The following is a 5,199-nucleotide window of genomic DNA, read 5'->3' on the forward strand; positions in this document are numbered from 1 at the left end:
GTCCAGGTTGCTGATTTTGGCTGGTTTCCGCTGCTTGGGAAAGCACTCTTTGATTTGCTCGTATTGCTCTTTCTTTATTTCCATTTTTTGATTATATCACAATCCTTCTTATGTGAACAGCCCCTAAGAGCCTTGCAGGAGCGGGAGATCGAGCGGATCGGTTCTTCTACGACCATTCCCATCGACACACGAATCATCTCCGCCACAAATATTCCGCTGAGACAATTGGTGCAGGATGGGAAGTTCCGCAGCGACCTCTATTTTCGGCTGAATGTCATTAAAATCCGCATTCCTCCCCTGCGGGAGCGGCGGAGCGACATTCCTCTGCTGATTGATCATCTGCTAAAGCAGCTGAATCTGCGGTTAAATCTGCAAATTCCCGGCATCACGGAAGAAACCGTGGAGCGGCTGATGGAGTATAGCTGGCCCGGCAACGTGCGGGAGCTGCAAAATGTGCTGGAGCGGGCCATGAATCTGGCCTGGTTTGAACCACTGGAGTGGAAATATTTTTCCGACTATTTCAGCCATCTGGATGATCCGACGGCACTTCTCGCAAAGCCTGACGCCGCCTGGGAACCAAAGAAGCTGTCCACCCTCCGCCAGCGCAAGGGCGCGGCTGAACGGGAAATGCTTGTGGAGGCGCTGGAGATTTTCCACGGGAACAAAACCGCGGTGGCCCGGGAGCTGGGCATCTCCCGCACCATCCTCTACCAAAAGCTCCACAAGTACGATTTAATTTGATAGAAGATATCCCAAGCCTCGCGCCCAATCGTGAACATGCGGAAAGCGTTGGCCGTTTCCTCTGTCGTGTTCGGAGTTGGCATATTTTTTGCTTTATTATTTTGGCGTCACGGCCTTGACAAAGAACATTTTATGAGGGGGAAATGCCTATGAGGGAAACACTCGCAGTCTATGGCACGGGAACCATTGGAGCGTGCCAGGCGACGCTGACTTCTGGAAACGGGTATCCCACTGTGGTCGTTGGTCATTCGGAGGCAGGGCTGGCCCGCTGCCGGGATGCCATGCGGCAAAACTGGGACGATCTGATTGCGGAGGGACTCGCCACACAGGCAAACAAAGAGGCCGCCATGAACCTGGTGACCATTACAAAGGATGCCGCCGCTCTGAAAGGGGCCGCCGTAACCTTCGAGGCGGTGTCGGAGGACCCGGACATCAAAGGAGAGGTCTATCGGACCATTACGAAATATAACGGCTCCAACGCGGTCATTGCCTCTACCACCTCCTCGATTGACGCGGGAATTCTGGCGAAGCGGATTGAAAATCCCGCCCGCTTCCTGATTGCCCATCCCTTTCAGCCGGTTCATATGCTGCCGTTGGTGGAAGTGGTCCGCCATGAGCGGGTCTCTGAGGAGACTTTGGAGACCGTCTGCTCGTTGCTGCGGAAGCTAAACCGCCAAGTGGTAGTGTTGAAGCGCAGCGTGCCGGGATTTTTGGTCAACCGGTTTGCCCAGGCCCTGTTTCGGGAGGCAATCTATCTTATGGAGCAGGACATTGCCGGGGTGGAGGATATCGACCGGGCGGTCAAGTACGCCATGGGGATGCGCTATGCCTCCATCGGCCTGCTGGAATATTTCGACGCGGTGGGGTTTGAATTAGAGCGCGCCATCGCGGAAAACGTATACCCGGATTTGTGCGGCACAAAGGATATCCAAAAAACGGTTCTGGAGGGCTTGGCCTCCGGGCAGACAGGACAAGCTGCCGGAAGGGGCCTGTATGACTGGTCTCAAAAGGATGGAGACGACTTCCGAAGGAGAAAGCAGTCGCCCTACTTTGAAGGCGTCCGCCTTTGGGACATGCCGGGGGAAGCGCCCGCCTCGTCGCGGGGAACAGAATAGACTGAATAGAAAGGACTGGAATTATGGAAGCGAACAACTGGAAAATTACGTGCCTGTTTTACGGCACTCTGACCGCGCCTAAGGGCATCTTCTGCGCGGGCATTGATGAAGATAAGGTTATGCCCTTCGTGTACTGCGGATATCTGCTTCAAAACGGAAAAAAGAACATCCTGGTTGATACCGGCGTACATCAGGACAACATCCACGACGGCAAAGCCTGGGCAGGCTGTCCCGCTGTGGGCGGCAACCAATATGTGCTGGATGCGCTGAAGGGCGAGGGCCTGACTCCGGACGATATCGATGTCGTCATGTACACCCATCTGCACAACGACCACGCTGGCGGAGCGCTGCTGTTCCCGAACTCTCTGCACCTGTTCCAGAGGGACGAGTACCTCAACATGATGGCGCCGCTGCCCTCCCAGAAGATTCGCACCGACTATGATCCCCGCACTCCCGGCGATATCGCGCGGCTCAAGCACATCCAAATGATCGACGGGGACTTCGACATGGGCAATGGCCTGCGCCTGGTCAAGGTGCCAGGCCACACCCTGGGCGGCATGGCCATCCAGGTCCAGACCGCCGAGGGCAAATATGTGCTCACGGGCGACATGCCCCACGTTGGCTGCTGCCTGTTCCCCAAAATGGACAAGATGGAGCTGCTGGACGGGACCGTAGTGGACATCACTCCCGCCCCGGACAACTTCGGGCCCTATATACTCAATGGCGTGATTTACGACCACTACGCATGCTACGACTCCTTTGACAAGATTCTGCTGCTTGCCGAGGAGCGGGACCCCAAGTGGTTCCTCACCGGGCATGATATGTGGTGCGTGCGGAAAAAATATTTCGGGTAAGCCGACTGCTCAAATCATTTGTGTGTAAGGAGGTATTTACATGACGTCACAGGTTTGGATGCTCCTGATTACCGTAATCTATGTCCTGGCGATGATGCTGCTCAGCTGGTATATCGGAAAGAAAACCACGAAAGACGAGACGGAGTTCATGGTAGGCGGCCGGGAGTTCACCCCGCTGATGACCGCGGTGGGCAACGGCTCCATTCTGATCTCCGGCGGCTACCTGCCCTCCATCATCATGTACGGCTATATGTTCGGCATGGGCGGTATGTGGTTCTACCTGGGCTGGGGCACCGGCGCGCTGGTGGCTTGGCTGTGCTGGGCTGGCTTCTGGCGAACCTCCGGCGCTCTGACGCCTACAGAGTGGTTTGAGTACCGATACGGCAAAGGCGGCCGTATGGCCATTACCATCGTAATCCTCTTCGCCTCCCTGGCCATTCTGGGCTGGCAGTATGTGGGCTGCGGGGATACCATTGGAGGCGCGCTTGGCATTGATCCCAAGCTGGCCATGCTGTTGGTTGGCGTGGTAGTGACCGCCTATGTGGTGTTCGGCGGCATCTGGGCCGCTACGGCCACGGATTTGATCCAATTTTCCTGGGTTTTCGTTGTCCAGTTCCTCGTCCTTCCCGTTTACCTGATCGTCAAATATGGGATGCCGGACGCCTCGGTTCTGCCGGAAAACTTCCTGAGCCTTCCGTTCGGCTCCATTCCGGTGGTCCAGTTTGTGGCGCCCTCGGTGATTACGTTCCTGATGATGCACCAATCCCTGCTCAACCAGTCGCCTTATTGGGCCCGGGCCGCCGGCACTCGCAGCCTGAAGTCCTGCAAGAAGGGCTGGATGTGGACGGTGATCATCGCCTATTTCACCGGAGTCGTAGGCGCGTTTACAGGCTGCTATGCCCGCCAGCTGCTTCCCAACCTTGAGAGCGCCAGCACGGCCTTTGGCTCTTTGATGGGCATTTTGCCGATTCCCTTGGCGGCCTGCATCATGGCCGGACTGATGGCCGCCACCATGTCCACCTGTGACATCTACCTGGTCTCCGGTGTCAATCAGCTGGTCCGGGATGTCGCCCAGTATTTCCTGAAGATTCGGGATACAAAGAAACTGCTCCAATGGGCCAAATGGGGCACCATCATCTATGGGCTGGCTTCCGTGGCGTTCGCCATTTTCTGGAAGGGAGGCCTCAGCTACCTCTTTGCCTTCGGCACCGGCGTGGGCGCGCCGCTGTTTGTCTACTATCTGGATTCCTGGCTGCTTCGAGTTGGCAATCAAAAGGGAGCCATTGCCTCTGTGGCGGTTTCCATGGGCATCGTGCTGTACTGGGATATTCTCACGACGAACTCCGCGCGGGTGAACAGCCTGTGGCTGATTTTCCCCGCCTCTTTGATTACGCTGGTGGTTGTGAGCCTGTTGACGAAAACGGATACGGTTGCTCCGGTAGACGCCGCCAAAGGCCCGGACGCGCTCCAGACGGAGGTGCTGAAAACGCTGAAACGCGGCTATGGGAACACCGGCGCCATCATCACACGAATGACGCGGTATTGCAGTGAGCGCCAGCTTCAGGCCGCCAGTATTCATAAAGCGTTGGATTCTCTGGAGAAAAGCGGCTATGTGAAGCGGAAGGGCCAGCGCCTCATTCACCAGTTGTACTTCTCCCTGACAGAAAAGGGCGAGGCCGCGGCCGTCGCGCACATGGACGCCGCTGAGCTGAAAACCATTTCCAATTACGGGGTGGACGATCAGGCCTTGCGGTTCATGCGCTGGATTGAAAACGGCGACGCGTCTATGAGCGATATCTCCGGTAAATACTCCATCTATATGATGGAATTGAGCGCCATCTCGGAGCATCTGGCGGAGTTGGGGCTGGTGCAGGTTTTTGGCCAGACCCGTTTGCGGGCCAGGTTAACGAACGACGGACGGAAGCTGCTCGGAAAGGCCGAGGATTCCTGACTTCTTAAATGACCGCGGCGACATGAGCAAGCCCCGCTTTTCGAACTGTTTTTCGAAAAGCGGGGCGCTCTCTTTGTCCAATCGGCTGTGATATCCAGGGGATGGGAAACCTGCCTGTTCCTGGGTGTTTACCCGAAACGATCAGAAGTCGGTCCTATAAGGGCGGACGTCATGTCAATTCGGAAGGCGCGGCGGCAGGGTCTGTTACAGGTGGCCTAAAGAGCCATTGTCCGCTGAAATCTCGCTTATCAACCCAGCCAGAAAGGAGCGGATTAAATGACCGACAGAAAGAGAACGACAGCCATTCAGGCGCGGGCGACTGAGCAGGAAAAACGCTTGCCAGACCTTGCTTTGCGTCAAGAAAATAAATTACATGTGAAATACCGCTTCTGACAACATTGTCAAAAGCGAAAAATAATCGGATATGTTCTTACAGGATAAAAATCATAATTGGCGAAACGGTCAAGAAGGGAGGTTTTCGACCATAGATAAGCCAAACGACAACCAGCAAATCAGGATGGAACGTATCCAGGTTTCC

General features: G+C 55.7%; 4 protein-coding genes. All 4 read left to right on the forward strand.

From position 1 onward, the window contains the following. The first annotated feature begins 132 nt into the window (after positions 1–132). The 4 genes from Q1M04_RS15865 (at position 133) to Q1M04_RS15880 (ending at position 4,661) form a co-directional block, all read left to right on the forward strand. Positions 133–741 carry a sigma 54-interacting transcriptional regulator gene (locus Q1M04_RS15865; RefSeq protein WP_300448869.1) on the forward strand — a complete coding sequence of 203 codons (609 nt, stop codon included), beginning with the start codon at positions 133–135 and terminating at the stop codon, positions 739–741. Positions 742–890: 149 nt separating this feature from the next. Continuing rightward, a complete protein-coding gene (locus tag Q1M04_RS15870; RefSeq protein ID WP_300448872.1) occupies positions 891–1,856 on the forward strand; it encodes a 3-hydroxyacyl-CoA dehydrogenase family protein in 966 nt (321 codons plus the stop codon). 23 nt (positions 1,857–1,879) lie between these two features. Continuing rightward, positions 1,880–2,710 (forward strand): N-acyl homoserine lactonase family protein, encoded by an 831-nt coding sequence (locus tag Q1M04_RS15875; protein ID WP_300448874.1) that lies wholly within the window; start codon positions 1,880–1,882, stop codon positions 2,708–2,710. 40 nt (positions 2,711–2,750) lie between these two features. Next, on the forward strand, positions 2,751–4,661 hold the full coding sequence (locus tag Q1M04_RS15880; RefSeq protein ID WP_300448877.1) for a sodium:solute symporter family protein: 1,911 nt from the start codon (positions 2,751–2,753) through the stop codon (positions 4,659–4,661). Positions 4,662–5,199 lie beyond the last annotated feature (538 nt).

The sequence above is a fragment of the uncultured Oscillibacter sp. genome, assembly GCF_950073225.1.
GTDB lineage: Bacteria > Bacillota > Clostridia > Oscillospirales > Oscillospiraceae > Oscillibacter.

Coding starts and splice junctions, on each gene's coding strand:
- Q1M04_RS15880 (WP_300448877.1), top strand. CDS start 2,751: ATGACGTCACAGGTTTGGATGCTCCTGATTACCGTAATCTATGTCCTG.
- Q1M04_RS15875 (WP_300448874.1), top strand. CDS start 1,880: ATGGAAGCGAACAACTGGAAAATTACGTGCCTGTTTTACGGCACTCTG.
- Q1M04_RS15870 (WP_300448872.1), top strand. CDS start 891: ATGAGGGAAACACTCGCAGTCTATGGCACGGGAACCATTGGAGCGTGC.